Annotated in this window: 18 protein-coding genes; 10 read left to right on the forward strand and 8 right to left on the reverse strand. The window is 46.3% G+C overall.

Annotated features, from left to right (window positions below; translation table 11 throughout):
• The gene (locus FN124_RS06995; protein WP_142684019.1) at window positions 1-669 is read left to right on the forward strand and encodes a hypothetical protein; all 669 of its coding nucleotides are present in this window, start codon (window positions 1-3) and stop codon (window positions 667-669) included.
• 125 nt (window positions 670-794) lie between these two features.
• Here the strand turns inward: FN124_RS06995 and FN124_RS07000 are convergent, their stop codons facing one another.
• The 4 genes from FN124_RS07000 to secA all read right to left on the reverse strand — a co-directional run bounded on the left by FN124_RS07000 (window position 795) and on the right by secA (window position 6,499).
• Window positions 795-1,970: a M20 metallopeptidase family protein gene (locus tag FN124_RS07000; RefSeq protein WP_142684020.1), complete on the reverse strand. Its 1,176-nt coding sequence runs from the start codon at window positions 1,968-1,970 to the stop codon at window positions 795-797.
• On the reverse strand, window positions 1,954-2,394 hold the full coding sequence (locus FN124_RS07005) for an SPOR domain-containing protein (RefSeq protein WP_142684021.1): 441 nt from the start codon (window positions 2,392-2,394) through the stop codon (window positions 1,954-1,956). Before FN124_RS07005 ends, FN124_RS07000 begins: the two co-directional genes overlap by 17 nt.
• A gap of 29 nt (window positions 2,395-2,423) precedes the next feature.
• Window positions 2,424-3,089: a deoxyribose-phosphate aldolase gene (deoC, locus tag FN124_RS07010; protein ID WP_260607354.1), complete on the reverse strand. Its 666-nt coding sequence runs from the start codon at window positions 3,087-3,089 to the stop codon at window positions 2,424-2,426.
• A gap of 86 nt (window positions 3,090-3,175) precedes the next feature.
• Window positions 3,176-6,499 carry a preprotein translocase subunit SecA gene (secA, locus tag FN124_RS07015; RefSeq protein ID WP_142684022.1) on the reverse strand — a complete coding sequence of 1,108 codons (3,324 nt, stop codon included), beginning with the start codon at window positions 6,497-6,499 and terminating at the stop codon, window positions 3,176-3,178.
• A 1,205-nt stretch (window positions 6,500-7,704) separates the two neighbouring features.
• On the opposite strand from secA, the gene FN124_RS07020 reads away from it, so the two are divergent.
• The 7 genes from FN124_RS07020 to FN124_RS07050 all read left to right on the forward strand — a co-directional run bounded on the left by FN124_RS07020 (window position 7,705) and on the right by FN124_RS07050 (window position 16,775).
• Complete coding sequence (locus FN124_RS07020; protein WP_142684023.1) at window positions 7,705-8,982, forward strand: MFS transporter; 1,278 nt, start codon at window positions 7,705-7,707, stop codon at window positions 8,980-8,982.
• Between the two features lie 23 nt (window positions 8,983-9,005).
• Window positions 9,006-10,169 carry a Gfo/Idh/MocA family protein gene (locus FN124_RS07025; RefSeq protein ID WP_142684024.1) on the forward strand — a complete coding sequence of 388 codons (1,164 nt, stop codon included), beginning with the start codon at window positions 9,006-9,008 and terminating at the stop codon, window positions 10,167-10,169.
• A 22-nt stretch (window positions 10,170-10,191) separates the two neighbouring features.
• Entirely contained in the window at window positions 10,192-11,247 is a 1,056-nt protein-coding gene (locus FN124_RS07030) for a sugar phosphate isomerase/epimerase family protein (RefSeq protein ID WP_142684025.1), read from the forward strand.
• A gap of 53 nt (window positions 11,248-11,300) precedes the next feature.
• Entirely contained in the window at window positions 11,301-11,717 is a 417-nt protein-coding gene (locus tag FN124_RS07035) for a c-type cytochrome (RefSeq protein WP_142684026.1), read from the forward strand.
• Between the two features lie 30 nt (window positions 11,718-11,747).
• Window positions 11,748-12,470, forward strand: a complete 723-nt coding sequence (locus tag FN124_RS07040) for a 3-keto-disaccharide hydrolase (protein ID WP_142684027.1) — start codon at window positions 11,748-11,750, stop codon at window positions 12,468-12,470.
• A gap of 141 nt (window positions 12,471-12,611) precedes the next feature.
• Window positions 12,612-13,355: a ThuA domain-containing protein gene (locus FN124_RS07045; RefSeq protein ID WP_142684028.1), complete on the forward strand. Its 744-nt coding sequence runs from the start codon at window positions 12,612-12,614 to the stop codon at window positions 13,353-13,355.
• Window positions 13,356-13,364: 9 nt separating this feature from the next.
• Window positions 13,365-16,775, forward strand: coding sequence for a ThuA domain-containing protein (locus FN124_RS07050; RefSeq protein WP_142684029.1), 3,411 nt, complete (start codon window positions 13,365-13,367; stop codon window positions 16,773-16,775).
• A 68-nt stretch (window positions 16,776-16,843) separates the two neighbouring features.
• Here FN124_RS07050 and FN124_RS07055 read toward each other — a convergent pair whose 3' ends face one another.
• From FN124_RS07055 to FN124_RS07070, 4 genes are all read right to left on the reverse strand, one after another.
• Window positions 16,844-17,560: a GNAT family N-acetyltransferase gene (locus tag FN124_RS07055; RefSeq protein ID WP_142684030.1), complete on the reverse strand. Its 717-nt coding sequence runs from the start codon at window positions 17,558-17,560 to the stop codon at window positions 16,844-16,846.
• Between the two features lie 96 nt (window positions 17,561-17,656).
• On the reverse strand, window positions 17,657-19,939 hold the full coding sequence (locus tag FN124_RS07060) for a GH92 family glycosyl hydrolase (RefSeq protein ID WP_142684031.1): 2,283 nt from the start codon (window positions 19,937-19,939) through the stop codon (window positions 17,657-17,659).
• 270 nt (window positions 19,940-20,209) lie between these two features.
• On the reverse strand, window positions 20,210-22,504 hold the full coding sequence (locus FN124_RS07065; protein WP_142684032.1) for a GH92 family glycosyl hydrolase: 2,295 nt from the start codon (window positions 22,502-22,504) through the stop codon (window positions 20,210-20,212).
• Between the two features lie 223 nt (window positions 22,505-22,727).
• A complete protein-coding gene (locus FN124_RS07070; RefSeq protein WP_142684033.1) occupies window positions 22,728-23,744 on the reverse strand; it encodes a LacI family DNA-binding transcriptional regulator in 1,017 nt (338 codons plus the stop codon).
• A gap of 273 nt (window positions 23,745-24,017) precedes the next feature.
• Between FN124_RS07070 and FN124_RS07075 the strand changes: the two genes are divergently transcribed.
• A complete protein-coding gene (locus FN124_RS07075; protein ID WP_142684034.1) occupies window positions 24,018-25,091 on the forward strand; it encodes a fatty acid desaturase family protein in 1,074 nt (357 codons plus the stop codon).
• 259 nt (window positions 25,092-25,350) lie between these two features.
• Entirely contained in the window at window positions 25,351-26,613 is a 1,263-nt protein-coding gene (gene fabF, locus FN124_RS07080; RefSeq protein WP_142684035.1) for a beta-ketoacyl-ACP synthase II, read from the forward strand.
• The last annotated feature ends 362 nt before the right edge of the window (window positions 26,614-26,975 follow it).

A 26,975-nucleotide genomic window follows, 5' to 3' on the forward strand; every position in this document is an offset into this window, starting at 1 on the left:
ATGAAAACCAGCAATAAACTATTCTCAGGCTTTTCAGGCGTACTGGTATTACTCATGCTGCTTTCTGCCATTATATTAAAAGCCAATTACAACAAAGGCATTACAAACACTATTAACCACCAGCCAAAGCAGGATCCGGATTACGCCAAAGTAACCATTCCTGCATTTAAGGCACTGGTGCTAAAAAGTACGGTGGCAAAAACTGATGATCGTGAAGCTACTGTCTATATCCGCGAATCGCCGGAATATCAGCTCGAATTCTATAAGAATGCTACCTACAATCTATTGGGTGATACCCTCTACATAGAGATCAGCAAACCACGCGATGTAGTGTTATTTAGCCCCGCTATCCGCTATATCGACAACAGAACAGGTTATGCTATTACCGTTTCAGAGGTAAACTCTCCCAGCCTGCACATCAACGCCGGCGGGCAGATACATGTATACATGCATAATTCAAAAATCAACAGCTTCTCCTTTACAGGGAAAGAAAACAATACGCTGGAAGTAACTGAAGACAATGTGCTGGACTCTGTAAAGGTAACAATGGGTAAACGCGGGTCTTTATACTTTTATGCGCCTTATCAGGCGGGGGATTTTAGTGTGGATAGCTTAGATAACCTGAATATAACGGGCAAATCGCTGAAAAGCCTGAAACGATTTAATTAACTCTTTAGCAATAAATTCTATCAATGCACAAACCTGCTTTCCAGCTGGTTTATAATTTACATAACAAGTTTTTGTGTTAAAAATGAACGTCCCGATCTCCATCGGGACGTTGCTGTTATATCTTTTTAAAACTGTGTTGCCAGGTAAGCCATTGTTCCCATACCTATCTCTATGGCCTGTTCATCTACATCAAAAGTAGGCGTATGCACACCGGAGGTAATTCCTCTTGCAGCATTACCCGTCCCTAACCGGAAGAAACATGCCGGTACCACCTGGGAATAAAAAGCGAAATCTTCTGCGCCCATCCTGATTTCCGTATCGCCTACCGCTTCAGCGCCGAGGTATTCCGTAGCAAAGCCGCGGGCTTTATTGGTTACTTCTTCATTATTGTACAAAGTAGGATAGCCCACTAATATTTCGACATCAATTTCAGCGCCCATTGCTTCCGCAATACCGGTTGCCTGTTTGCGTATCAGCTCATGCGCCCTGAAACGCCAGGTTTCATCCATTGCCCTGAAAGTCCCCATCAGCTTCACTTCGCTGGGAATCACATTGGTAGTGAATCCTCCATTGAAAGCACAGATAGATAATACAGAAGGAGAAAAAGGATTGTTGTTACGGGAGATGATCTGCTGTAAGCTCACTACCAGTTGGGAAGCTACCAGGATGGTATCTACTGTAAGATGCGGCTGCGCAGCATGACCGCCTTTACCTTTAATGGTAATATAAATTTCATCGGCGCTGGCCATATATTTACCGGCATGAAACCCAAGCTTACCGGCTTCCATGGAAGGATGCACGTGCAACCCCAGGATAGCGTCGGGACGCGGATTTTCAAGGGCGCCTTCTTCAATCATGATGCTGGCGCCGCCTGGATGCTTTTCTTCGCCTGGCTGAAACAGCACCTTGACAGTACCTTCAAACCCGTCTTTTAATTCATTCAATATCTTGGTAGCACCCAGTACACAGGAAGTGTGCACATCATGCCCACAGGCATGCATTACGCCAACATTGGCAGATTTATAGGGCACGTCGTTGGCCTCAGTGATGGGCAGCGCATCTATATCTGCACGCAGTGCGATGGTTTTGGAGGAAGGGTTTTTACCTTCTATCAGTGCTATGATCCCCGTGCCGGCAATACCTGCTTTGAAAGGAACACCAAAAGCAGTTAATTGCTTTTGTATGAAAGCAGTGGTTTCAAATTCCTGGAAAGACAGTTCCGGATGGGAATGCAGGTGTCTTCTTATAGCAGTAAACTCCGGTGCATATGCTTTCGCCAGTTCTTTAATACGGTTCTTCATTCGATAGTTCTTTATCCAGTGACACGTTAATAATGGCAGGTACTACAAATACACCGCCCGCAAACAGGTCGGATAATTTGTCCCGTAATTCAGCTGCTTCCTCACGGGTTTTAAAATCGCCTACGCGCACTTTAAAATAGGGGGCCTGGTAATCGAGATAAGTACGGTAATCACCAAAAAGCTGCATCACTTTGGCTTTGGCTTCATTGGCATCACCACGTTTGTTGGTGGAAATCACCTGTACCCGGAAACCGGACTGGTTGCGGATAGCCAGGGTGTTAATGTAGATCTGTTTCTTAATCAGCACATCCACACGACTATCTTTCACCACTCTTACATTTCCATTGGCGGCGATTGTATTGTCCTGCGCCATGGCCACTCCACTCCCCAACAGACAACACACCAGGATGAATAACTTTTGCATGAATACGTATAATTAAGTATGAACAATTATCATTGAGCCTCTTTGCTTTCCTTTACAATGTCTACACTGGCGCTGGCACCGATCCGGGTAGCACCGGCAGCTATCAGCTCTTTCGTCAGGGCAAAGGTACGAATACCTCCTGAAGCTTTTATTTGTATGTTAGCTGGCAGATTAGCTCTCATCAGTTTTACGGCTTCCACGGTAGCCCCCCTTTCTGCATAACCTGTAGACGTTTTCATGAAATCCACACCATACTTCGCATACAGCTGGCAGCACTGCACAATTTCTTCTTCCAATAATATGCCACTTTCAATGATGATCTTGATCACTTTCTGCTTCTCCCGTACCAGGTACATGATATTGGCAATCTCTTTCTCCAGGAATTCCCAGTCTTTGTTCTTTACTGCCGAGATATTGATCACCATATCCAGTTCATCAGCGCCATCCACAATAGCCAGCACTGTTTCCGCAACTTTGGCTTCAATAGCGGAATACCCGAACGGGAAACCAATAACAGTGGCTATTTTAGTATTGGTAGCGCCAAGGAACTGTTTAGCCAGCTTCACGTATAAAGGAGGCACGCAGGCCGCAGCAAAATCGTATTCAACACACTGCATGCACAACTGCTTAACATCTTCCAGCGTGGTAGTGGGCTTCAATACGGTATGGTCTATATAACGGTTAATCTCCATCATTCATTTGCTTGATTACAAAGCGAAATTAATGCAAAACGGATTACGTTGCCGTAATCCGTTCCTTATCATTTTCCGGGCAGATACGCTTATGCGTTCTTACCATGGCATTGTTTGTATTTTTTACCACTACCACAGGGGCAAAGGTCGTTACGGCCTATTTGCGGTCCCTGGTGGCGGATGGGCTCTGCTTTTACCTCTTCAGCGGTTTGAAGTTCAGGCCCGCTGTTCTGGTGACTGCCGTTTTCTGCCAGCTCTTCATGGGAGGCACGCATGCGGCTCATATCCGTTTTCTGTTCCCTTCCTTCACGGATTTCCGGAGCAGCTTCCTGTTCCTGGTTGCTTACAGGAATACCGCATTTGGTAAGGAAGGATACAATATCCCGGCTGGTTTCCCGGTCCATATCCTTAAACAGGTTGAATGCCTCGAACTTGTAGATCAGCAACGGATCTTTCTGTTCGTATACCGCACTCTGTACAGATTGCTTCAGATCGTCCATTGCACGCAGGTGCTCTTTCCAGGATTCATCGATCAAAGCCAGGGTAATACTGCGTTCCAGGGCATTCATTGTTTCATGTCCCTTTGTTTCCACTACCTTCTGCAGATTAGCCAATACATTAATACCTTTTTTACCATCAGTAAATGGTATAGAGATATTTTCGATCTGGTGCCCCTGTTCCTGGTAGATACGTTCAATTACCGGCAGTGTATTGCTGATCAGCTCATTTACCTTACGTGTATAGTTATCTTTTCCTTCGTAATACAGTTTATTGGCCAGATTTGGAATATCTGTCTTCGCCAGTTCTTCACTGGTGATTTGTGTATCAATAGAGAAGTTCATGATAGCATCCATCTTGAAGGCTTCATAATCTCCACTGGCTTTATGGGTAGACACCATGTTTTCTGCCACATCATAGAAGGCGTTGTCGATGTCTATTGCCAGGCGCTCACCAAACAGGGCATGATTACGTTTCGCATAGATCACAGTACGCTGTTTGTTCATCACATCATCATACTCCAGCAAACGCTTACGGATACCGAAGTTATTTTCTTCCACTTTCTTCTGTGCTCTTTCAATGGAGCGGGTGATCATGCTGTGCTGGATCACTTCTCCTTCTTTGTAGCCCATACGGTCCATAAGGCCCGCAATACGTTCTGAGCCAAACATACGCATCAGGTCATCTTCCAGGGAAACGAAGAACTGGGAAGTTCCAGGATCACCCTGGCGACCGGCACGACCACGCAGCTGGCGGTCAACACGGCGGCTTTCATGCCTTTCCGTACCGATGATAGCCAGACCACCGGCTTCCTTCACACCTGGTCCGAGTTTGATATCCGTACCACGACCCGCCATATTGGTGGCAATGGTCACTGCACCCGGCAAACCTGCTTCCGCCACAATCTGTGCTTCACGGGCATGCTGTTTCGCATTCAGTACATTATGCGGCACTTTTTCGAAAGTGAGCATTTTGCTCAGCAACTCAGATACTTCCACGGAGGTAGTACCTACCAGCACAGGGCGGCCTTTTGCCTGCAATTGCTTTATCTCTTCAATAACTGCCTTGTATTTATCTCTTTTTGTTTTGTATACCAGGTCTTCCGCATCTACACGGGAAATAGGCAGGTTGGTAGGAATGGTTACCACATCCAGCTTATAGATTTCCCAGAATTCGCCTGCTTCGGTAGACGCTGTACCGGTCATACCGGCCAGCTTATGATACATACGGAAGAAGTTCTGCAATGTGATGGTGGCAAATGTTTGGGTGGCAGCTTCCACTTTTACATTTTCCTTAGCTTCAATCGCCTGGTGCAAGCCATCGGAGTAACGGCGTCCATCAAGGATACGGCCGGTTTGCTCATCCACGATCTTCACTTTACCGTCCATTACCACGTACTCTACATCTTTATCAAACAAAGTATAGGCTTTCAGCAACTGCTGAACGGAATGGATACGGTCTGATTTAGCGGCAAAATCCTGCAGCAATACATCTTTACGTTGGAGCTTTTCTTCAGGCGACAATGGCAGCTTTTCAATTTCCGCCAGCTCAGATCCCACATCCGGGAGGATAAAGAAGTTAGCATCTTCACCACCCTGGGTGATCAGGTGAATACCTTTATCTGTAAGATCTACACTGTTTTGTTTTTCTTCAATAGAGAAGAACAGGCCTTCATCTACTTTGGGCATTTCGCGTTGCTGATCTGCCAGGTAGTAGTTTTCCGCTTTTTGTAACAACACCCTGTTACCAGGTTCGCTGAGGAATTTGATCAGCGCGCTGCTCTTTGGTAAACCTCTCCAGGCGCGCATCAGGGCCAGGCCACCTGTTTTCGGATCATCCTTACCTTCTGCAATCAGTTTCTTTGCTTCCTGCAGATATTGATTGACAGCCTTCTTTTGCATTTCCACCAGGTATTCGATACGTGGTTTCAGTGCATGGAACTCCTGCTCTTCACCGCGGGGGATAGGACCGGAAATGATCAGCGGGGTACGGGCATCATCCACCAGTACGCTATCTACCTCATCCACCATTGCGTAGTGGTGTTTACGCTGTACCATTTCATCCGGGTTGTGTACCATGTTATCACGGAGGTAGTCAAAACCGAATTCGTTGTTGGTTCCGTACGTAATATCCGCCAGGTACGCGTTGCGGCGGTCGGGTGTATTAGGCTGGTGCTTATCGATACAGTCTACTGTAATATCAAGGAATTCGAAAAGAGGTCCGTTCCATTCAGAGTCACGACGTGCCAGGTAATCATTCACGGTTACGATGTGCACGCCTTGTCCTGCCAGTGCGTTAAGATAAGCAGGAAGGGTGGATACAAGGGTTTTACCTTCACCCGTAGCCATTTCCGCAATTTTACCCTGGTGCAGTACAGTACCACCGATCAGCTGTACATCATAGTGCACCATGTTCCAGGTAACAAGGCTGCCGGCCGCATTCCAGGTATTTTTCCAGATGGCTTTATCGCCGTCAATGGTAACATAATCCTTTGTCACTGCCAGCTGGCGGTCCAGGTTGGTAGCAGTGGCGGTCAGCGTTGAATTATTGGTAAAGCGGCGGGCTGTTTCTTTTACTACCGCGAAAGCCTGTGGCAGTAATTCTTTCAGTACTACTTCCAGTTGCTTGTCGCGTTCTTTTTTAAGAATATCTATTTCCTGGTATATGGTATCCTTTGCGGTTACATCTTCCTCGCTATCTGCACTGGCTTGTTTTTCCGCTATTTCTTTATCTATAGTGGCAAGATGCTCAGCGATACGTGCCCGGAATTCCTGCGTTTTGTGGCGCAGATCATCAATAGGAAGGGATTGCAGTTTTTCGTACTCCTCATTAATCTGCTGCACCACCGGAGAGATGGATTTAATATCCCTTTCTGATTTATTCCCTCCAAATAGCTTTGATAAAAAACCTAACATGTTAAATGTTTAATTACGAATTACGATTTCTATTTATTGTAACCTGATCCCATCCAGGCAGCGTATATCAGTTGATAAATTTCTGCGTCATCAGCCTGTGGCACAAAGGCTGCGGGCTTCGTCAGTTGGATAGACGGCATCCAGATTACTCAAATATTGTGCTTGTAAAGGCGAACTGTCAAGGTGTCAGTTTTGCAGCCCTCCCCGGCAAGGCCTGTAAAAGTAGGAATAAATTTGGTGATTCAAGGCGGATTTTGAATGGATTTTCCATTTTGCCGCTATCAATTAACATATCCTTTATACAGATAGCTAAAGTTAGCGGCATAGCCGGTCCGGCGTGGTGAACCAGGGAAGCTTTCCTGAAAAAATATCCTTTTTCCAGGTCATTATGAAAGCGATACCAAGGCGGCTTCCCGGAAATTTGTTGACAAATGGCAGCAGGCAAATTGACTACATGAGGTTTATTGTTGCAGCCCTGAGCAGGCTGGCTTCCTGTTGTACAGGACTGCCCGCTTTTTTACGGCCCCCAAATTGTCAGCCCGGCTGCTATAAGGGCTCAGCTCTTTCTCTGCCAAAATACCAGTACCGGATCACAGGATATTAAAAAGTGCCGGGAAACCAGCACCGGGCAGGCATCTTCTTAAAATTAAGTTTTATGTCCGGGCTTTATTGCCGGCTATTCAGGGTAGCAGATCATATATTCATTCCCGCACATCACAACCGAACGATTATCCGTTACTAACGGGATAGGGTAAACGACATTTAATTCGTCATCTCCATCGGCTGCCCGTTAGAGCCTTAGACCACTTGCCGGCAATTAGCTGTCGTACCGGGTTGTAGCGCGCTGACTTTGACCAGCTACTAAAAATAAGGACTAACCGGTCCGGGGTATTCAATGCCAGAGAGAGAAATTTTTAGTTTTCAGTCAATAGAAATTATCATTTAATTATATGATCCGGACAAAGCCGGGGCGGATCTTACTTTTATAAGTAGGCGGAAGCCCTGCACAGAACCAACCGCTTATCATAAAATATGGCCATCCAAACCGGGTATTTATGGCCAGTTAGTCCGTATTACCGCTGGAAATGAAAATTTTCAAAAAAATTGCCCGTCGTCCATATAAAAAGATGGAAATATGAAAATACTTTTTATAAATTTAAAGGTTTAATAGCCGTTTTAACTTTTTTACACAAACATCCACGTTTATGGCAAATGCAATTCAGCCGCAAAAACTGTTCGTAGCAAGCTGTATGGCGCTACTGGTAACATCATTATCCTTTGGCATCCGTGCCGGAATCTTAAGCCGCCTGGGCGTTGAGTTCCACCTGGATACCAAACAATTGAGCATCATTGCCGGAACTGCGTTCTGGGGATTTCCGCTGGCAGTGGTTATAGGAGGGTTCATTGTAGATGCCATAGGCATGAAACGGTTGCTGCTCGCAGCTTTTATCCTGCACCTGCTGGGTATTGTGCTGACGGTATTTGCAGGCGGTTTCTGGTCGCTGTTCATCTCCACCCTGTTTATCGGTATGGCCAACGGTACCGTGGAAGCAGCGTGTAACCCGCTGGTGGCCACTATTTTCCCCGACAATAAAACTACCAAGCTAAATCACTTCCACCTGTGGTTCCCCGGTGGTATCGTGGTAGGCACCCTGCTGGTATTCTTACTTTCAAAAATCGGCCTCAGCTGGCAGCTGCAAGTGGCCACTATGGTGATCCCCACCCTTATCTATGGTTATCTTTTTATGAAACTCGACTTCCCCGTTACAGAAAGGGTAGCAGCCGGTGTTTCTTCTGCGCAGATGTATAAATCTGTATTAAGCCCCCTGTTCATCGTGATGTTTATCCTTATGTTCGGAACTGCCATCACAGAGCTTTTCACTGGTCAGTGGATTGAAGTGCTGCTGAAGAACGTAACTGAAAACTCCATCCTCATACTGGCGTTAACAGCAGGTGTACAGGTATTGGGAAGAGGTATTGCCGGCCCTGTGGTACATAAAATATCTCCTACCGGCGTTTTACTTATTTCTGCGATTTTATCCGCTTTGGGCTTATATTTACTTTCCCATGTATCAGGTAACATGGTGTTTGTTGCTGCCTTTATCTTTGGTATGGGCGTTACTTATTTCTGGCCAACCATGCTGGGCTTTGTATCTGAAAACATTCCACAGTCGGGAGCACTCGGTATGAACCTGATGGGCGGCGCCGGTATGTTTGCCGTATCTGTATACATGTATTTTATGGGAGGTTTCTACGATAGTATCATCGTAAAACAATTACCTACCGGCGCATCCCTGGATGCTTACCGTTCAGCAGCACCCGGTTCTGCTGAAGCAGCAGCTTTCAGCCAGGCCACCGCTGTAGCCGGGCCGGAAATCATCAACGCCACCCTGGTGATACCAGTTATCCTCATCGTAGCGTTTGCAGGACTTTTCTTTTATATGCGCAGCCGTAAAAAAGTAGCACAGGTTCAAATAGTATAAATTTTAAAACGATAATTGTAAATATGACACGGAAACTTAGAATGGGAATGATAGGAGGCGGGAAAGACGCCTTCATTGGTGCAATTCACCGTATTGCAGCCAACATGGACGGACTGATTGAGCTGGTAGCTGGCGCGCTCAGCATCAATAACGATATCGCGGTAGAATCAGGTAAAATGCTGTTTCTCGACCCTGAACGTACTTATCTCGATTTCAAAACCATGCTGGAAAACGAAGCGAAAATGCCTGCAGAGAAAAGGCTGGACTTCGTAACCATCGTTACACCAAACTTCGCCCATTTTGAACCGGCCATGATGGCACTGGATCTGGGTTTCAACGTTGTTATCGAGAAACCGATCACATTCTCCCTCGACGAAGCCAAACAATTAAAGGCAAAAGTGGAAGCCACCGGCTTAACATTGCTGCTTACACATACTTACACCGGCTATCCTATGGTAAAACAAGCCAGACAGATGGTAAAAGATGGCGCACTAGGCAAAATCCGCAAAGTATGGGTGGAATACCCGCAGGGATGGCTCAGCAAGCTGAGTGAAAGAGAAGGTAATGCACAGGCAGCCTGGAGAACCGATCCTAAAAAATCAGGTAAAAGCGGCTGTATGGGCGACATCGGTACCCACGCTGCTAACCTGGCCGAATACATCAGCGGCGCCAAAATTGAAAAATTATGCGCTGATCTGAATATCCTGGTACCCGGTCGCGCACTGGACGACGACGGCGCTGTGCTGCTCCGCTTTGATAATGGCGCTGCCGGCGTGTTAATGGCATCGCAGGTGGCGGCAGGAGAAGAAAATGCACTGAAGATCCGTGTTTACGGCGAAAAAGGTGGCCTGGAATGGGCGCAACATGAGCCTAATACCCTGTTGGTAAAATGGCTGGATAAACCTACCGAAATTTATCGCGCAGGTGGTGGATATACCTTCCAGTCATCCTACATGACACATAATACCCGCACACCAGGCGGCCATCCCGAAGGATACCTGGAAGCATTCGGTAACCTGTACCGCAACTTCGCACAAACCTTATCTGCTAAAATTGATGGGGTACAACCCTCTCCGGAATCACTGGATTTCCCGGGCACAGAGGAAGGCGTACGTGGTATGGCGTTCATCGATAATGTAGTACGCTCTTCACAAAGCGATGCTAAATGGACTAACTTCGAGATATAGTATTCATCACCAGCTTGAGTATATGAAAACGATTAAAGGACCTGGTATTTTTCTGGCGCAGTTCATGGGAGATGAAGCGCCTTTCAATAATCTGAAATCCATTTGTGAGTGGGCGGCCTCCATTGGCTTTAAAGGAGTACAGATCCCCACCTGGGAAACACGCCTGATCGACCTGCAAAAGGCTGCTGAAAGCAAAACCTATGCAGATGAGATCAAAGGCATCGTGAATGCAGCCGGACTGGAAATCACCGAACTGAGCACGCACCTGCAGGGGCAACTGGTAGCAGTAAATCCTGCTTTCTCCGAGATGTTCGACGGCTTTGCTCCCGCACAATATCACAATAATATCCAGGCACGTACAGAATGGGCGGTAAACCAGCTGAAATACGCTGCGAAAGCCAGCCGTAACCTGGGCCTCACTGCCCATGCTACTTTCAGTGGCGCACTGTTGTGGGCGCCGGCTATGTATCCGTGGCCACAGCGTCCGGCCGGCCTGGTGGAAACCGGGTTTGCCGAACTGGCAAAACGCTGGCTGCCGATCCTCAATGAATTTGATGCCAACGGCGTAGACGTTTGCTATGAAATTCACCCTGGGGAAGACCTGCACGACGGTATCACTTTTGAACGTTTCCTGGAAGCTACCGGCAATCATAGCCGTGCTAACCTACTTTATGATCCGAGCCACCTGTTGCTCCAATGCCTCGATTACCTGGAATATATCGATATTTACCACGAAAGGATTAAAGCCTTTCACGTAAAAGATGCCGAATTCAATGCCACCGGGCGCTCCGGCGTTTATGGCGGATACCAGGCATGGATCGACCGCCCCGGCCGCTTCCGCTCTCTCGGAGATGGCCAGGTAGATTTTAAATCCATCTTCAGCAAAATGGCGCAATACGATTTTGCCGGCTGGGCCGTTATGGAGTGGGAATGTTGTATCAAACACCCGGAAGATGGTGCCAGGGAAGGCGCCCCTTTCATTAAGGATCATATTATCCGTGTTACTGAAAAGGCATTTGATGACTTTGCAGGAGGCGGCACAGATGATGCCTTTAACAAAAGAATATTAGGCTTGTAGGCCAACTAATCCACCGATCGTAGTAAACAATAACCAAATAAAAAAAACAACAAATGAGAAAGAGATATCTGGCGCCGCTCGTATTAAGTGTATTATTCTTTGCAGCTTGCGGAGGTGGTGAGAAAAAAACAGAAAATGCTGACAGCGTTAGCACTCATGAAGAAAGCCCCGCAGCAGATAATTCAATGGTATCGCCAAGTGCCAGCAAACCTGTAAGCAAAGGCGAAACCCTGATGGCTCAAAGTGATTGCAAAACATGTCATAAAGAAGAAATGAAAGTGGTAGGACCAGCCCTGAAAGATATTGCAGGCAAATATCCTAACACACCGGAAAATGTGGACAAACTGGCTGATAAAGTAATCAAAGGCGGTTCAGGTAACTGGGGCGAAGTAGCGATGTTACCTCATCCACAGATTTCAAAAGATGATGCAAAAGAAATGGTAAGCTATATCTTATCTATTGGCAAATAATTGATTCCATCATTAACTCAATCATCCGGAATGAAAAAATTAATCATGGGCGCGCTGATGATAGCTGCCGTTCTCGGTACTACCGCGGTAAAAGCCCAGAAATTAAATACCCTGTCGGCCAAAGAGAAAAAACAGGGATGGGTACTGTTGTTCGACGGTACTTCTACCAAAGGCTGGCATACTTACCTGAAGTCGACGGCAAGCCCCGCATGGAGCGTGACCGACGGCGCTATCGGGTTGAACCAGGAAGCCAAAAAGAATGGCGCACCGGGTGGAGATCTTGTTACAGACGCAGAATATGAAAACTATGAGCTGAGCTACGAATGGAAAATTTCCCCGGGTGGCAACAGCGGTCTTATCTTCAGCGTTCACGAAGATCCGTCTTTAAGCCAGACTTACCTCTCCGGTCCTGAAATGCAGGTAATTGATGATGCGGGTCATCCCGACGGCAAAAACCCAAAACACAATGCGGGCGAATTGTACGATCTCATCAAATGCCCCACCAGGCCAGCTAAACCTGTTGGTGAATGGAACTCCGCCAAATTAACAAAGAAAGATGGTCACCTGACCCTCTGGCTCAATGGTGTGAAAACTGCAGAAACAACCATGGGCACTCCTGAATGGGATGCACTGGTAGCAAAAAGCAAGTTCCACGACTGGAAAGAGTTTGGCAAACATCCAAAAGGCCACATCGCCCTGCAGGACCATGGCGACGATGTTTGGTACCGTAATATCAAAATAAGAGTTCTTTAAATAAGGGAAAAGCAGAAGGCAAAAAGCAGAAAGCCATTGTAGCGCAGCTGAACGGATATTTATATCTCCGCTACAATAACTTTCTGCTTTTTGCTTTTTGCGTTTCGCTCTTTTTCATCTTCAATTCCCACGTAAAATAACATGAAAGCATTAACCGCGTTTATTGCACTCTTGCTCCTTGCCGGCTCTATTTCAGTGCAGGCAAAGCACAAACACAAAGCCAAAAGGGTACTTGTGTTCTCAAAAACAAAAGGCTTCCGTCACGATTGCATCCCTGCTGCCAAAATAGCCATCATGCAACTTGGAAAAGAGAATGGCTTTGAAGTAGACACTACTGAAGATGCCAGTGCCTTTACTCCCGCCAACCTGAAAAAATATGCAGCCGTAATTTTCAGCTGCACCACCGGCGATGTACTCGACAGCGCCCAACAGGTAGCCTTTCAGAACTATATCCACAAAGGAGGTGCATGGATGGGCATCCATGCGGCTACAGATACAGAGTACGACTGGCCATGGTACAACAAACTGGCTGGCGCCTGGTTCCTGAGCCATCCCAGCCAGCAAACAGCCACCCTTAAAGTAGTGGATCATAACCATCCTGCTACAAAAGATCTACCGGATGAGTGGATCCGCAAAGACGAGTGGTACAACTTCAAAAATCTTAACCCCGATGTACACGTGCTCATCAAAATTGATGAAACCAGCTATACCGGCGGGAAAAACGGCGATAACCATCCTATGTGCTGGTACCACAATTTTGAAGGAGGCCGCGCCTTTTATACGGAAATGGGACATGTGAAAGAAGCATACCAGGATCCCGTATACCTGAAACACTTACTGGGTGGCATTGAATACGCCATCGGCAACTGGAAACCCAAAAACTAATCATTTATAATGAAACGTACTCTCAGAATATTTTTGCTGCTGGCACTGGTGGTAGTGGCCCTGGCAGCCTGTAAAAAATCCCGGCCGGGCAAGCCGAAGGTGCTGGTATTTACCAAAACCAGCGGTTTCCGCCACAGCTCCATCCCCGTTGGTATTAAAGCTATTCAGAAACTTGGACAGGAAAACGGGTTTGATGTAGATACTACTGAAAACGCCGATAAATTCACTGAAGATATACTGGCACAATATGCTGCGGTCATCTTCCTTAATACCACCGGTGATGTACTTAATAACTACCAGGAAGCCGATTTCGAAAGATATATCCAGGCAGGCGGTGGTTATGTGGGTATACATGCCGCTGCTGATACAGAATACGAATGGGGCTGGTATAACCACCTCGCGGGCGCATGGTTCCAGAACCATCCTCCCGGCGTTCATAAAGCTATAGTTGATGTAATAGAAAAATCTTTTCCCGCTACGGAAGGCCTTCCTGAAAAGTGGGAACATACCGATGAATGGTACAATTATAAAAATGTGGATACCACCACTACCGTACTGCTGAAACTGGACGAAAAGTCGTACCAGGGTGGTACAATGGGCGGCAATCACCCTATCAGCTGGTATCATGATTACGATGGCGGTCGTGCTTTTTATACCGGACTTGGTCATACAGATGAATCCTATACCGATAGTCTCTTCCTGAAACACCTTGCCGGCGGTATTAAATATGCCATCGGAAAAAACCTGGTGCTCGATTACAGCGCGGCAAAAACCCTGCGCGTACCGGAAGAGGACCGCTTCACTAAAAATGTGCTTGTATCCGGTGAGTTCTTTGAACCAACGGAAATGGCTATACTTCCTAACCTGGATATCCTGGTGGCGCAACGCCGCGGGGAACTGATGCTTTATAATGCAGCAGAAAAAAGGCTTTCTCAGGTAGGCTTTCTGAAAGTATATCATCATACCGATGTCCCAAACGTGAACGCAGAAGAAGGATTCCTTGGCCTGGCCGCGGATCCCGACTATAAAAACAATCATTACATCTACGCGATGTATTCTCCTGCAGATACCTCCGTAAACCGTTTGTCGCGTTTCAAATTTGAAAACAACAAACTGGATATGTCTTCTGAAAAAGTGATCCTGCAATTCTATTCCCAGCGCGATATATGCTGCCATACCGGCGGCTCTATTGCCTTTGGACCCGGCGGATTACTGTACTTATCTACAGGTGATAATACCACTCCGTTTGATGAGCCCGGGCAGAAATATGTGAGCAAAGGATACGGTCCTACCGATGACCGCCCCGGTCACCTCCAGTATGATGACCGCCGTGGTTCGGCCAACACCAACGATCTGCGCGGAAAGATCATTCGCATAAAAGTTGAAGCAGATGGTTCTTACACTATCCCGGATGGCAACCTGTTCCCTAAAGGCACAAAAGGCACACGCCCGGAAATTTATGCCATGGGTACACGCAACCCTTACCGTATGTCGGTGGATCAGAAAACAGGCTATGTATACTGGGGAGAAGTAGGCCCGGATGCCAACAACGACGATTCGTTGCGGGGACCCAGGGGATACGATGAAATAAACCAGGCTAAAAAACCGGGCTTCTTCGGTTACCCCCTGTTTATCGCCAACAACAAACCATACCGCCAATACAATTATGAAACAGGTGAAAGCGGCGCTTTTTATGATCCGCTGAAACCAATTAATGATTCCCGCAACAACACAGGTCTGAGAGAACTGCCTCCGGCTACGCCAGCTTTCATCTGGTACCCATATGCAAAATCAGAAGAGTTCCCGATTGTAGGCAGTGGTGGCCGTAATGCCGAAGCCGGTCCCGTTTATCACAGCGAGTTTTATCCAAAAGAAACACGTTTCCCGGATTACTACAACGATAAATTATTTATTTACGACTGGATCCGTGGATGGGTGATGGCCGTAACAATGGACAAGAACGGCAACTTTTCCAAAATGGAAAAGTTTATGCCCAACACTAAACTGAACGCCCCTATCGATATGGAAATGGGCCCCGATGGCCGTTTGTATATACTCGAATATGGTAACGGATGGTTTAGCAAAAATGCAGACGCCGGTCTTTCCCGCATTGATTTCAATGGAGGCAACCGCGCGCCTGTAGCCAATATACAGGCTACGCGCACCACGGGAGGCCTGCCATTTAAAGTAACCTTATCTGCCGAAGGGTCAAAAGATCCTGATGGTGATAAGCTCACTTATCTCTGGAATTTCGGCAATGGCAGTAAGAAAGAAACTACTGAGCCTACGGTAGAATTTACCTACAGCACTGCCGGTGAATATGCGGTATTTGTAGAAGTCGCAGATGATAAAGGCGCTAAAACAAAGAGTAAATCCATAGAGTTATACGCTGGTAACGAAACGCCTGAAGTGAAGATCAATATCACCGGTAACCAGATGTTTTACTTCCCTGGCAAACCTGTACAGTACGCGGTTAATATCTCTGATAAGGAAGATGGTAACTCCGCAGATGGTAAGCTGGATGTCAACAATATCTTTGTAAAGGCAGATTATATCCAGGGACGTGATAAGGCAGCGCAGCCGCAGGGTCACCAGATCATTACCGGCGTTATTGCAGGTAAAAATATCATGGAAGTATCCGATTGTAAAACCTGTCACAAACCGGATGAAAAATCCATCGGGCCATCTTTCAAACAGATAGCAGAAAAGTATAAGAACGATCCTGCCGCACCTGAAATGCTTGCCAAAAAGATCATTAATGGTGGTGGCGGCGTATGGGGCGAAACAGCCATGTCGGCACACCCTGGTATTTCCGTTGGAGAAGCAAAACAACTGGTAGAATATATCTATTCCATTGGCGGCAATGCGCCTAAGGTACCATCCTTGCCTGTTAGCGGCAGCATCAGTCCTACATTGGGCGGTGAGCCAAAAGAGAATGGTGTACTGTACCTGCTGGCCAGCTATACTGATAAGGGCGGCCCCGGCATTAAACCAATCACCGGCACTGCATCAGTAGAATTGGTAAGCCCTAAACTGGCAGCTGCAGATTTCAGCAAAGCAGACGGCGTTGCAGTATTTGCCGTAGATGGCATGAAGTTCCTCATTCCTTCCAATACAGAAGGATGGGCTACTTACAATAAGCTGGATCTGACCGGCGTAAGCGGCATAGAGCTCGCATACATGGTGCAGGAAACGCCACAATCCGGTTTCGCGGTGGAAGCATTCCTGGATGATGCCAATGGTACCCGTTTGGGAGAAGTGACCATTGGCCCTGGCGCTCAGCCTAAAATAGCCAACAAGGTAAACTTCAGCTTTACGCCGGTAACTGATGGCAAAAAACACAACCTGTATTTCCGGTATAAAGCACTGGATGCTGCACAGAAAGTACAGTTGGGTATTGTATCATTTACTTTGCATTGATAATAACTGATTTTATAAAAATAGAAAGGGGCGATGTAAACCTCGTCCCTTTCTATTTTTAAATAAACTTACTTATGCACTACGTAATTCCTGATAGTAAATTGCTCTTCAAAACCCATTTCAAGATAGATGCCCTTTCCCATCTTCGATGCCTGCAATGTAGCATAGGCGGCATTAAGCGCTATAGCTTCGTTTAATACATACGCCATAATTTCATTGGCAAACCCCTTTCTCCTGGCTTCGGGGATTACGCCTACACCGTGTATGCCTGCAATACAATCCTGAAGATGCAATATAGCGGTACCCACCGGCTGCCCATCCAGCAGTGCAAGGTAATAACGTAAATCACTATACGTAACTTCCAGGATGTTCTGATCAATGCTGTAACCAAACGCCTGCGGGTAAATACCGGCCCACAGTGCTGCATCTGCCGGCGTAGTCACTGCGCGGAACAGCAACCTGTTTTCCTTGTGAAACGGCTGCTCCAGTTTCAGCGACATTCCCGCCTGCTCAGAGGCTTGTACACCTCCATGCGCTATGACCAATTCTTCCCCGGTGGTATTCCAATAAGGGATTACAATCCTGCCGGAAGGCGCACTCTCCAGAGCGGAAGTGATTGTTTCTTCCGTTATTTCGCTGTTAAACCATAGCTTATTGGGCCATTCCATGCCGGGAATACTGCACCAGCCAAAAGACGGCTCTTCCACACAGGCATTAAAAGGCGTTCCGGCAGTACGCCACACAGAAATAAGGTTATCTTTATTTGCCTTAACAATATCGTTCATCTTATTACTTATTACAGGCAATATAGTAATATACCTGCACAAAAAAGGCTGCTTCCATCAATGGAAACAGCCGGTTGTCTGATCTGGGCACTCTTGTTATTTCTTTGGTTTGGCGCTCATATAAAAAGTAATGATACCGCCATTCATAATATCTGCATGCGTAATATACAAACGGTTTAAGGGCGCCCCGTTCAGTAACACCTTTTGCACATACACATTCTTATCGCTTTGATTTTTCACATCCACCACAAAGGTTTTGCCATTTTCCAGTTGCAGGGTGGCCTTATCAATGGCTGGGCTACCCAATGAATACTGGTCGGAGCCCGGGCATACCGGGTAAAAGCCCAGTGTAGTGAAAATGTACCAGGCGCTCATTTGCCCACAATCATCGTTACCACCAAGGCCATCAGGACCAGGATGGTACATCTTTTTCAGGATCATCCGCACACGTTCCTGCGTTTTCCACGGATAGCCGGTCCAGTTATACAGGTAGGCTACATGATGCGAAGGCTCGTTACCATGTACGTAGTTACCGATAATACCATCGCGGGTGATATCTTCCGTTTCAGCAAAAAATTTGTCGGGAAGCTCCATTGTAAACAGCGAATCGAGGTGGGTGGTAAATTGCTTTTTACCTCCCATCATGGCAATCATTTCATCCGGGTAATGAGGCACATATAAACTGTAGTTCCAAGCATTTCCTTCAATAAAGCCCTGGTCGTGCGTTTGCAGCGCATCAAAATTCACTTTGAAAGTACCGTCGTTCAACCTGGGGCGCATGAATCCTGTATTGGAATCGTATACATTTTTGTAGTTCAGAGAACGTTTAATAAACTCTTCATAAATATCTGTCCGCCCCAGTTTCTTTGCTACCTGCGCAATACACCAGTCGTCGTATGCATACTCCAGCGTTTTTGAAACGGAAGAGCCATTTTTGTCTTCAGGAATATAGCCTCTGTCGATATAATACTCCAGTCCGTCATAGCTGCGGTGGCGCGCCGTAGTTACGCAGGCATCCAGCGCTTTATTCACATCAAAAGGCGCATTGCCTTTCATAATAGCATCCGCAATTACCGATACGCTGTGGTAGCCGATCATACACCAGTTCTCGTTAGCGTAGTGCGACCAGATGGGCAGCATATGCTGCGCGCTTTGTTCGTAGTGATTGAGCATCGACTGGATCATATCCGCATTTCTTTTCGGTTGGATCACGTTAAACAAAGGGTGTAGTGCACGGTAGGTATCCCAAAGTGAGAAGGTAGTATAGTTCGCATAACCGTTAGCGGTATGTATGTTCATATCCAGACCGCGGTAGGCGCCATCCACATCCATATAGGTAGTTGGATTGATGAACGCATGGTACATGGCGGTATAGAAGTTTTCCTTCTCTTCGCGGCTCTTTGATTCGATGTGAATTTTATTCAGCTCTTTTGTCCATAGTGTCTGTCCGTCGCGCTTCACCTGGTCAAAGTCCCATCCGGGGATTTCCGCGCGCAGGTTTTTCAGCGCTCCTTCCGTACTCACCGGCGATAATGCAAATTTTATTTTGATCTTCTCACCGGGTGTTGTTTTAAAGTCGAAATAAGCGCGGATCTGCTTTCCCGCCATTTCGGGGAAGTTCTTCGATTGGTCAAACTTTCTCCAGAAGCCTTTATACACATCTTTAGCATAGTTCTGATGCCCGTATTGTACAAAGGGTTTGGAGAAGGTCATCGCAAAATATTCTATTCTCGTGCGTGCCCAACCGTTAGTTTGACGAAACCCTGTGATCAGGGTATCATTCTCTACCCTGATAAAGGTCCATACGTTTTTGTTTTCGTAGTTGTAGATGCCCGACATCATATCCAGTATGATATGCGCCTGGTTTGTGCCGGGGAAGGTATACTGGTGAAACCCAACACGGTTGCTGGCAGTAAGCTCAGCGATGATATTATCATCTTCCAGTTTTACTTTATAGTAAGCAGGTTCCGCCACTTCGGTGCTATGTGAAAATGCGGACCTGTAACCGTTTTCGGGATGATCTGCCGTACCGGGGTTTAACTGCAGTGTGCCAGTTGTGGGCATGATCAGGAAATCGCCCAGGTCGGAGTGGCCGGTACCGCTGAAGTGGGTATGACTGAAGCCCACAATGGTTTTATCTTCATACTGATAGCCGGCGCAATATTTATAAACATCGGGATTATATTTCCCGTTCATCTCATAGGGAATGGTATCCGTTTCCGGGCTGAGCTGCACCATACCAAAAGGCACAGTAGCACCGGGATAGGTGTGTCCCATCCGTTGAGTGCCCGTAATGGGCTTTACATATTGTATAACGTTTTCCTGTGCAGATGTACACAGGTACAAAAGGAGGAATAAAGGTAAAAGTAATTTTCTCATGGCGGTTGATTTTAACGGGTTTTGTCCTGGTACACTGATTACGCTGATTTTGATGATTTCGCTGATATTATTTTTAAATTTTAACTGCTGATTTTTTGGTCCTAAAAAATTCTAAAAATCTCTTTTAAAAAATATCAATGAAATCATCAAAATCAGCGTAATCAGTGTACCAGGACAAAATCCGCGTAAGGAAATTAAGTACATCCCGAAGAGTCGGGATGAAATATTTCAGTGAACAATGAAAATCGTTTATACATGTATGTTAGTATATTACTTACCCGCTGTTGCTGAAAAAGAATATGGAAAAGCAGCAGGGTCTGTTCCTCTTGATTTCTCAGGAGTAGCGCCCATTTGGAATTCCAGGGTACCGCCTTTCTGCAGGTCCTGGTGGCTGATCCAGTTCTTTGTATATGGCTGTCCGTTCAGAGAAGCCTTTTGCACGTACAGGTTGGTATCGCTGTTGCCTGGCGCATTGATCACCATCTGCTTACCATCTTCGAAAGTCATGGTGAGTTTGGCAAAAAGCGGTGTACCAAGCACATATTGCTGGGTACCCGGGCATACAGGATAGAAGCCCATTGCAGAGAACACGTACCAGGCACTGGTTTGGCCGTTGTCTTCATCACCGCAGTAACCATCAGGAGTGGCTTTATACAGCCGGCTCATTACCTGGCGGATCCAGTATTGTGTTTTCCAGGGCTGGCCTGCGTAGTTATATAAATAAATCATGTGCTGGATGGGTTGGTTGCCATGTGCATACTGTCCCATGTTCATGATCTGCATTTCGCGTATTTCGTGGATAACGGTGCCATAGTAACTTTCATCAAATACCGGTGGCATATTGAAAACAGAGTCCAGCATTTTGGCGAACATTTCACGGCCGCCCATCAGTTTGGCCAGGCCTTGAACATCGTGGAATACAGACCAGGTATAGTGCCAGCTGTTGCCTTCTGTAAAGGCATCGCCCCATTTGAACGGATTGAACGGTGTCTGGAATTTACCATCCTTGTTCTTTCCGCGCATCAGTTTTGTTTCCGGGTCAAAAAGGTTACGGTAGTTCTGGGAGCGCTTTTCAAAAAGATCGATTTCTTTTTTCGGGCGGTTCAGTGCTTTTGCCAGCTGGTAAATGGTGAAGTCGTCGTAAGCATATTCCAGGGTACGCGCGGCGTTTTCATTTACTTCAACATCGTAAGGCACATAGCCAAGTGAGTTATAGTATTTAACGCCCAGGCGGCCTACGGAGCTTAGCGGGCCTTCGTTTTCAGTATTCTTCAGAATAGCCTTATACAGGTTATTGATATCATATCCGCGGATACCTTTCAGGTAAGCATCAGCAATCAATGAAGCAGAGTTGGAACCCACCATACAGTCGCGGTGACCGGGGCTTGCCCACTCTGGTAACCAGCCGCTTTCATTATAAGCGTTAGACAATCCTTCCATGATATGCGAACTGAGTGTAGGATACATCAGGGTGAAGAAAGGATGTACAGCGCGGAAGGTATCCCAGAACCCGTTGTCGGTGAACATATAGCCGGGTAATACCTGGCCATTGAAGGGGCTGTAGTGTACTATTTCGTTCTTTGCATTGATCTCATAGAACTTGCGCGGGAAGAGCATAGTACGGTACAGGGAAGAGTAGAAGGTGCTTACCTGTTCGCTGGAACCGCCTTCTATGGCCAGCCTGCCAAGCTCTTTATTCCAGATGTCTTTTGCTTTCTTACAGGTGGCGTCGAAGTTATCCTGGCCGATTTCGCGTTGCAGGTTTAGTTCGGCCTGTTCAAAGCTGATAAAAGAGGAGGCGGTTTGGATGCCTACTTTCTCACCTTTCTTTGTTTTAAAGCCTACCACAGCACCGGTATGATCTGCCTGCAGTTCCAGCTGGCCTTTCACCAGTACGGAATCGTGCCAGATATCGGCAACGGTAAATGGCTTATCAAATTTGATGATAAAGTAATTTTTGAAATTGGAAGGCACGCCACCGCTGTTTTTGGTAGTATAACCGATGATCTTCTTTTCTTCCGGTAATATTTTAATATAGGAACCTTTATCGAAAGCATCTACCACGATGAAGGCACTGTCGGTGGCCGGGAAGGTGAAGCGCAGCTGTGCAGCTCTTTCTGTGGGCGTAATTTCCGTGGTAACATCCGGATCAGCGAGGTATACGCTGTAATAATATGGCTTTGCCACTTCCGATTTATGGGAGAACCAGCTGGCGCGTTTGTTCTGGTCGAACTTTACGGTACCGGTAACGGGCATAATGGCAAACTGGCCATAGTCGTTGATCCAGGGAGAAGGCTGGTGCGTTTGTTTGAATCCCCTGATCTTGTCAGCGGTATATTGATAGGCCCAGCCATTTCCCATTGTATTGGTTTGCGGCATCCAGAAGTTCATGCCCCATGGCAGGGCGATAGCAGGATAGGTGTTCCCGTTTGATAAGCTTACTTTAGAATCAGTGCCCATCAGGGTATTCACCCATTCTACCGGTTCAGCAACTTTATTTACCGTTTGGCTGTATGCACCATGCAGGCAGAATAAAGCGGCTGCTAACAGTCCAACTTTTTTCATGATTAGATATTATATACAACAAAAATGATCCTTTTAGCCAACATCACACTCGCCGTGTGAAGATACCGTGAAATTTTAACAAAATCGATTTAGCACAGGTACAGAAAAAAAAGATTCAGCGAATCCTTTTTCCGTTAAGCTCTAAAAGCTGGTTCTAAAAATAAAACTATTTTTCCAGCAAATACAAGTATTCAACAGTTTTTTTATAAGCGGCACCCGGGATTCAGGCCGATCCCCGCAGGATAAATTTTCCGGGTAACTCCACTGCCGTTTTCTTCATCGGGCCGCTGTTTTTATCCAGCTGGTGCATCAGCAGGTCTATGGCCGTTTTGGCAATACCCTCTATGGGCTGTTCTATCACTGAAATACCCGGCGGGTATAAACGGAAGATATCATGGTCATCGAAACACAATACCGCGATGTCGTCAGGCATCTTCAGCCCCATCCTGGCTATCACTTCCAGGCCCAGGATGCCAAGGTAGTTAGTGGAAAAAAAGATGGCATCCAGTTCGGGATTGGCCTCTATAAAGGCCTGCAGCTCATTGAGGGAATCTTCCCGCTGCCGGTGATACTGCAGCTGCAGGATATGTTTCTTCTTTACCGGTATCTTATGTTCTTTCAATGCAGTGGTATAGCCCCGCAGGCGCTCTTCTATCTGTATCAGCTTCACATCTACCATCACAAACCCGATTTTGGTAAGCCCTTTCCCTATCAGGTGTTTCATTCCCTGCTGTACGCCGTCAAAATTGTTGATCAGCACATAAGGAGTTTTGATGGATGGGAAATAGCTGTCCATCAGTACTATCGGCTTATGCTGCTGTACCAGGTGCTGGATTTCCTTTTCCATCCCCGGGGCCGGGGTGATCAGGTAACCATCCACCATTTGCCGGCCAAGCATGCGGATCAGTTCCCCGCCTTTCTGGGCATTATTTTCAGTACTGCAATATACCACGTTATAGCCTCTGCGCTCCGCTTCGGTTTCTATGGTTTTGGCAAGACTGGCAAAAAAACTTCCTGAAATACTTTCTACGATCAGTCCCAGGGTTTTGGATTGCCCTGTCCGGAGGTTCACGGCCATACGGTGGGGCTCATATCCACACTTTTCAGCCACCTGCATAATCCTGGTAGCTACCTCGTCGCGGATACGCATTTGTTTCCCTTTTCCGTTCAAAACGAACGAAACCGTGGAAGGGGCCACTCCGGCCATTTTAGCAACATCCTTAAGGGTTAATCGCTTCATGTATAGTGATTGGTTTTGGCATATACGAAAATGAGCTTCCTGAACATTCCCATATTCATTCAGTTATTACATATTACAGGGCTATGTTACTCTCTGACAGATACACATTAGAACGGAAATTACAAAAATACCTGTAATAACTACCAGAGAAGAAAAAAATGGTTATCTTTCAGTCATCCCTACACGGTATAATATATCTTCTCAGGGAGCGTTATAGTAATTTACCGGCTCCTGGCCAACATTATTACAACTGTAGTAAAATACACTGAGCTTATGAAGCATCTTTCTCAACTTACTGATCCAATTTACATTAAGCCTGAACATGAAACTGCACTTGACCGCCTTTTTAAAAGCTGGATCAGAGATGAGCGAGACCTTCCCTTTGTATACCTTACATTAAAAATCACCTTCACCCTGTGGCCGCTGGCCATCCTCATGTATATCCCGGGAATAAATAACTGGGTATGGTGGGGCGCAGCCATTGCCTACCAGTTCCTGAACAATATCACCTTTAAAGGTCCTTTTGGCCTGATGCTGCACTGTACCAGCCACCGGGTGTTTTTTGAAAAGAAATACCAGTTCTGGAACAATTACCTGCCATGGGCAATTGGTCCTTTATTCGGCCAAACACCGGAGTCATACTATTCCCACCATATCGGCATGCATCACCCGGAAAACAATATGCCCGACGACGACAGCTGCACCATGATATACCAGCGCGATTCCTTCCGTGGGTTCCTCTTATACCTGTTCCACTTCGTTACTTTCGGGGTATATGACACTGCCCGCTATCATCTCCGGAAAAAAAGAAATAAGTTAATGGTAAAACTGGTGAGGGGCGAAGTACTTTTCATTGCTGCCTGCGTTGGCTTGTCATTCATTAATTTTCCTGCCACCTTCGTAGTGTTTATACTGCCATTTATTATTTCCCGCGTCATTATGATGGTGGGCAACTGGGCGCAACATGCCTTTATTGATACTGAAGAGCCGGATAACTGTTATAAGAACAGCATTACCTGCATCAATACAAAATACAACCACAAATGCTGGAACGATGGCTATCATATCAGTCACCATGTGAAACCCAGCATGCACTGGACAGAGCATCCGGTATACTTCACCAAAACCCTGGGGGAATATATCAGCAACGACGCCATTGTATTTGACGGGATCCATTTCCTGCATGTGTGGGCCTACCTGATGGGCAAACGCTACGACCTGCTGGCAAAACACTTTGTAAATATCGGCGACCGCTACCAGACAGACGCTGAGATCATTGACTTCCTGAAGCAGCGTACCCGTAAAATCAGCACTGTGCCGGTACCTGAAGTAGTGGCAGCAGCCTGATATCTTACCCATATCGCATAACACTTACATCTTCACGGGTTACAATTCCCTTGCATTTTCCTGTTTTTTTAAATAAAAATATCGGGAGAAAAGTAAAGGAGATGTCAGATCCTGCTTCTTCCTGCACGCAAATGCGCTTCTATAGGCGATTTCATCGTAAATCACAAAAAGTTATATTATATTATCTTAATGAATATGCTTATTCATAACAATAAGTAACTAAATTTGCGCTCTAACTTTTTTTATTAAAGTAAAAAATATGCGTACTGTTACACTGAAAAGGGTTGTGGTTACCGGATTGGGAGCATTAACACCTATCGGGAATGATGTAAATACTTTTTGGAACAATATGAAAGCAGGCGTTAGCGGCGCCGGCCCCATCACTAAATTTGACACCACAGAGTTTAAAACAAAATTCGCCTGTGAAGTCAAAGGATTTGATGTGGAAAAATATATGGAAAAGAAGGAAGCCCGCAAAATGGATTGCTTCACACAGTACGCTATGGCGGCTGCACAGGAAGCAGTACAGGATGCCGGTCTTGATAGTGCAGCCATCGATAAAACAAAAATCGGTGTGATCTGGGCGTCCGGCAACGGTGGAATGCTTACGTTCGAAGAACAGATCGTTGAATTTACACAGGGTAATTTCATTCCTAAATTCAACCCTTTCTTTATTCCGAAATTAATCTGTGACATTGCCGCAGGCCAGATAGCTATGAAATATGGTTTCATGGGTATCAATTTCTGTACAGTGTCTGCATGCGCATCTTCTACCAGCGCCCTCGTTGATGCTTTCAATTACATCCGCCTGGGTAAAGCCAATGCTATTGTAGCAGGTGGCTCTGAAGCCCCTGTAACCCGCGCCGGTATTGCAGGGTTCAATGCCCTTAAAGCATTATCTACCCGTAATGAGGATGCAGCACATGCTTCCCGTCCCTTCGATATAGAGCGCGACGGCTTTGTGATGGGTGAAGGTGCAGGCGCTATCATCCTGGAAGAATATGAACACGCTATTGCCAGGGGTGCCACCATTTATGGTGAAATGATCGGCGGTGCTATGACCTGCGATGCCTACCATCTTACTGCCACCCATCCTGAAGGTATGGGCGCACGCTTAGGTATGGAGCAGGCACTGGAAGACGCAGGTATTGCCACTACCGATGTGGATTATATCAACTCTCACACCACCTCTACCCCGGTAGGAGATCTCAGTGAATTAAAGGCTATCGTAACCGCTTTTGGCGACCATGTGGAAAAACTCAATATCAGTGCCACCAAATCCATGACAGGTCACCTGCTTGGAGCTGCCGGCGCCATTGAAGCCATTGCATGTATCAAAGCCACCCAGGAAGATATTATTCCTCCCACCATCAACACTGCCGTACTTGGTGAAGGAATTCCTACCAACCTGAACCTCACTCTTGGTAAGGCCCAGCAACGTACTGTAAACGTAGCGATGAGCAATACCTTTGGTTTTGGCGGCCATAACGCGATAGTAGTATTCAAGAAGTATAAAGCGTAAGCGGGCGCCTTCGGCGCTCTGGTAAATTGTCTTGGAACATTGATTACGCTGATTATAATGATTAGCCTGATTTTGTTTTTTAAGATTAAAATAAAGATGAAGGGAGATGTAAGCGGATATATTTGTTGCGCTTATATTTCCCTTTACTATTTTTAATAAAAACGTAATATCCGATAATATCACTGCACATATACCTTAAATATCAGTAAATCACGCTATTCCCATCCATCTACCCCTACAAGCACCGGAAAACAACTCATTTCCCCACCCACATCTCCCAATACTAACACTCAAAAAACAAAATCAGGCTAATCATTATAATCAGCGTAATCAATGTTCCAAGACAATTTACCAGAACGCCG

Source organism: Chitinophaga polysaccharea, from assembly GCF_902150045.1.
In the GTDB taxonomy this organism is placed as follows: domain Bacteria; phylum Bacteroidota; class Bacteroidia; order Chitinophagales; family Chitinophagaceae; genus Chitinophaga; species Chitinophaga polysaccharea_A.

Excerpts from the sequence above, each read along its gene's own strand:
- FN124_RS06995 (WP_142684019.1), top strand. The coding sequence starts at position 1 with ATGAAAACCAGCAATAAACTATTCTCAGGCTTTTCAGGCGTACTGGTA.
- FN124_RS07000 (WP_142684020.1), bottom strand. The coding sequence starts at position 1,970 with ATGAAGAACCGTATTAAAGAACTGGCGAAAGCATATGCACCGGAGTTT.
- FN124_RS07005 (WP_142684021.1), bottom strand. The coding sequence starts at position 2,394 with ATGCAAAAGTTATTCATCCTGGTGTGTTGTCTGTTGGGGAGTGGAGTG.
- deoC (WP_260607354.1), bottom strand. The coding sequence starts at position 3,089 with ATGATGGAGATTAACCGTTATATAGACCATACCGTATTGAAGCCCACT.
- secA (WP_142684022.1), bottom strand. The coding sequence starts at position 6,499 with ATGTTAGGTTTTTTATCAAAGCTATTTGGAGGGAATAAATCAGAAAGG.
- FN124_RS07020 (WP_142684023.1), top strand. The coding sequence starts at position 7,705 with ATGGCAAATGCAATTCAGCCGCAAAAACTGTTCGTAGCAAGCTGTATG.
- FN124_RS07025 (WP_142684024.1), top strand. The coding sequence starts at position 9,006 with ATGACACGGAAACTTAGAATGGGAATGATAGGAGGCGGGAAAGACGCC.
- FN124_RS07030 (WP_142684025.1), top strand. The coding sequence starts at position 10,192 with ATGAAAACGATTAAAGGACCTGGTATTTTTCTGGCGCAGTTCATGGGA.
- FN124_RS07035 (WP_142684026.1), top strand. The coding sequence starts at position 11,301 with ATGAGAAAGAGATATCTGGCGCCGCTCGTATTAAGTGTATTATTCTTT.
- FN124_RS07040 (WP_142684027.1), top strand. The coding sequence starts at position 11,748 with ATGAAAAAATTAATCATGGGCGCGCTGATGATAGCTGCCGTTCTCGGT.
- FN124_RS07045 (WP_142684028.1), top strand. The coding sequence starts at position 12,612 with ATGAAAGCATTAACCGCGTTTATTGCACTCTTGCTCCTTGCCGGCTCT.
- FN124_RS07050 (WP_142684029.1), top strand. The coding sequence starts at position 13,365 with ATGAAACGTACTCTCAGAATATTTTTGCTGCTGGCACTGGTGGTAGTG.
- FN124_RS07055 (WP_142684030.1), bottom strand. The coding sequence starts at position 17,560 with ATGAACGATATTGTTAAGGCAAATAAAGATAACCTTATTTCTGTGTGG.
- FN124_RS07060 (WP_142684031.1), bottom strand. The coding sequence starts at position 19,939 with ATGAGAAAATTACTTTTACCTTTATTCCTCCTTTTGTACCTGTGTACA.
- FN124_RS07065 (WP_142684032.1), bottom strand. The coding sequence starts at position 22,504 with ATGAAAAAAGTTGGACTGTTAGCAGCCGCTTTATTCTGCCTGCATGGT.
- FN124_RS07070 (WP_142684033.1), bottom strand. The coding sequence starts at position 23,744 with ATGAAGCGATTAACCCTTAAGGATGTTGCTAAAATGGCCGGAGTGGCC.
- FN124_RS07075 (WP_142684034.1), top strand. The coding sequence starts at position 24,018 with ATGAAGCATCTTTCTCAACTTACTGATCCAATTTACATTAAGCCTGAA.
- fabF (WP_142684035.1), top strand. The coding sequence starts at position 25,351 with ATGCGTACTGTTACACTGAAAAGGGTTGTGGTTACCGGATTGGGAGCA.